Source organism: Streptomyces sp. CLV115 (assembly GCF_038448545.1).
Classification (GTDB): Bacteria; Actinomycetota; Actinomycetes; order Streptomycetales; family Streptomycetaceae; genus Streptomyces; species Streptomyces sanglieri.
Genome location: NZ_JBCEWQ010000325.1, coordinates 1 through 2,669, shown reverse-complemented (window position 1 = coordinate 2,669; position 2,669 = coordinate 1). Strand labels below are relative to the sequence as shown.

2 protein-coding genes are annotated in these 2,669 nt (G+C 71.9%); both read left to right on the top strand.

What is annotated here, in order from left to right:
• Nucleotides 1–220: 220 nt before the first annotated feature.
• Nucleotides 221–796 (top strand): TlpA family protein disulfide reductase, encoded by a 576-nt coding sequence (locus AADR41_RS41850; RefSeq protein ID WP_342287691.1) that lies wholly within the window; start codon nucleotides 221–223, stop codon nucleotides 794–796.
• A 62-nt stretch (nucleotides 797–858) separates the two neighbouring features.
• A complete protein-coding gene (locus tag AADR41_RS41845) occupies nucleotides 859–2,622 on the top strand; it encodes a class I adenylate-forming enzyme family protein (protein ID WP_342287690.1) in 1,764 nt (587 codons plus the stop codon).
• The last annotated feature ends 47 nt before the right edge of the window (nucleotides 2,623–2,669 follow it).

Sequence of the window (2,669 nt, the reverse complement as noted above, 5' to 3'; positions counted from 1 at the left end):
GAGTTGGGGGTGGGCGTACCGTTCTGACTGACCAGCAAGAACCGTTGTGCAGCAGGCACGGGGGTATTTCCGCATGTCTTGTACGCACCGCAGATCTCGGGTCTTCCCCGGAGTGGCGGGTGTCGCCGTGCGGGCGGGGTGTGGTGGTGTGTTGGGGGACGGGGACTTCCGGGCCGGGTGCCGCACGGCGGGTGACCGTCGATTCGTCGAAGGACCCCCCATGAAACGCCCCTTTGTTCCCTTCCTTGCCGCCCTTGCCTTTGCCGTCGCTCTTGTCGGGGTGATCGCGTTCAGCGGCAGCAGTCCGGGTACCCCCGCGGGTTACCACCGCAACAAGGACGGCACGCTGACGATAGAGAACGCGCACCGTCCGGTCTCGCCGGCCTTCGTGGGGGCCGATATCGACGGGAGGCCGGTCCAGCTCTCCGACTTCGCGGGGAAGACGGTCGTGGTCAACGCGTGGTCCTCCCGGTGCGATGCCTGCCGCAAGGAGATTCCGGTTCTGGTGCGTTACCACCGGAAGATGGAGAAGCAGGGTGTCGTTGTGCTGGGGATCAACCGGGACCGGTTCGTCGACGAGGCGCGGGGCTTCGTGAGTGAGTTCGACATGCCCTATCCCAGCGTTCTCGATCCGGGCGGCAAGCAGTTCTTCGCGCTGCCCAAGGGGTTGCTGAGCACTCAGGGGCTGCCCGTCACACTTGTCATCGATGTGCGTGGGCGGATCGCCGCGACGGCGTCCGAGGTCGTCAGCGAAGGCCGGCTGGAGGGGCTCGTCGCCGCCGCTCGGGCGTCTTGACGCGGGGCGGGGGCGGGCATAGCGTCGCGAATGTACTGAGCAAGCGCTTAGAGAGGTCGTTCGTGCCGCACATCGACCCGACCCCCACTGCCGCCCCCGACCCGCAGGCTGACGCAGCCGCGGCCGAGGCCGCCACGCGTGTCGAAGCCGCGCTGACCGGCCCGGGCGCCCCGTTCGCCGTGGTGCGGGTGGAGGACGGGGTGCACGCCGGGTCGCTCGTGTACGCGGACGGGCCCAGGACGCTCCGGGAGTTCGTGGAGACCACCTGGGCCTTCGGGGACCGGCCGTTCCTGGTCTCGGCGGAGCGCAGCTACTCGTACGCCGAGTTCTTCGCCGCCGCTTCCGCGCTGGCCTGCCGGATGACCGACGTGTACGGGCTCCGCCCGGGAGACCGGGCCGTCGTCGCGATGCGGAACCACCCCGAGTGGCAGATCGCCTTCTGGGCCGTCCAGCTGGCCGGCCTGGTCGCCGTACCGCTCAACGCCTGGTGGACCGAGGACGAGTTCACGTACGCGCTCGACGACTGCGAACCCCGGGTGCTCCTGGTGGACGGGGAACGGCTGCCCAGGGTCGCCGGGTGGGCGGCCGGGAACGGGGCGCGCGTGGTCGTCTTCCACGGGCAGGTAGCGGTCCCGGACGGGAGCGAGGAGGCCGGGCGGGTCGAGCGGTACGAGGATCTGCCCGCGGCCGATCCACTCGCCGCGCCCCCCGAGGTCGAGATCCGGCCCGAGGACGACGCGACGATCATCTACACCTCCGGCACCACCGGCCGGCCCAAGGGCGCGGTCGCCACCCATCTCGCCCAGGTGGGAGCGGTGCTCAACCCGCGGTTCCACGCGGCCGCCTCCGCGCTCGGGCGCGGGCTCATCCCGGGGCAGGGGCCCGCCCCGGTGTCGCTGCTGACGTTCCCGTTCTTCCACGTCGCCGCGTTCACCGGCTTCTACGCGGCGATGGCGGCGGGCGGCACCCTCGTGCTGATGCGGAAGTGGGACGCCGAGGAGGCGCTGCGGCTGATCCGCGCGCACGGCGTCACCCACTACGCCGGCGTCCCGGCGACCGCGCTCCAGCTTCTCGCCGCTGCCGAGCGGGCGGGCGACGGCCTGGAGGGCCTGCAGATGCTGAACACCGGCGGGGCCGCCGCACCGCCCGATCTGGTCGCCCGGCTGACCGCCCGGCACGGCGACCGCATCGAACCCCGCAACGGCTACGGCCTGACTGAGACCAGCGGCGGCGTCCTGGCGAACTTCGGCGTCGAGTACCGGCTCCATCCGGGCAGCGTCGGCCGCCCCACCCCCACCACCGAGGTGCGGATCGCCGGTCCCGCGGGCGAGGCGCTGCCCGAGGGCGAGGTCGGGGAGCTGTGGCTGCGCGGCCAGTCCCTGGTCCGCGGCTACTGGCGCGACGAGGCGGCGACCGCGCGGGCGTTCACCGGCGGGTGGTTCCGGACCGGTGATCTCGCCGTGGTGCGGGAGGGGCGGGTCAGTGTCGTGGACCGGATCAAGGACATGGTGATCCGGGGCGGGGAGAACGTGTACTGCGTCGAGGTCGAGGCCGTGCTGCACGACCACCCGGACGTCGAGGACGCGGCGGTGCTGGGGGTGCCGCACCCGGTCCTGGGCGAAGAGGTCGCCGCGGTCGTGTGCCTGTGGGCCGGTGCCACCGTCACCGTCGAGGAGTTGCGGGCGCACGTCGGGCGCAGCCTGGCCGCGTTCAAGGTCCCGGCCCATGTGCTCGTACGGGAGGAGCCGCTGCCCCGGAATCCGACCGGGAAGATCCTCAAGCGCGAGCTGCGCGGACCTGTCGAAGCCGAGGTCCGGGGTGAGTGAAGGGGAGTGAGCGAAGGGGAGAGTGGAGCGAAGGGGAGAGGGGGGTG

What these genes read in the sequence shown, in the direction of transcription:
- AADR41_RS41850 (WP_342287691.1), top strand. Translation starts at nt 221, where the DNA reads ATGAAACGCCCCTTTGTTCCCTTCCTTGCCGCCCTTGCCTTTGCCGTC.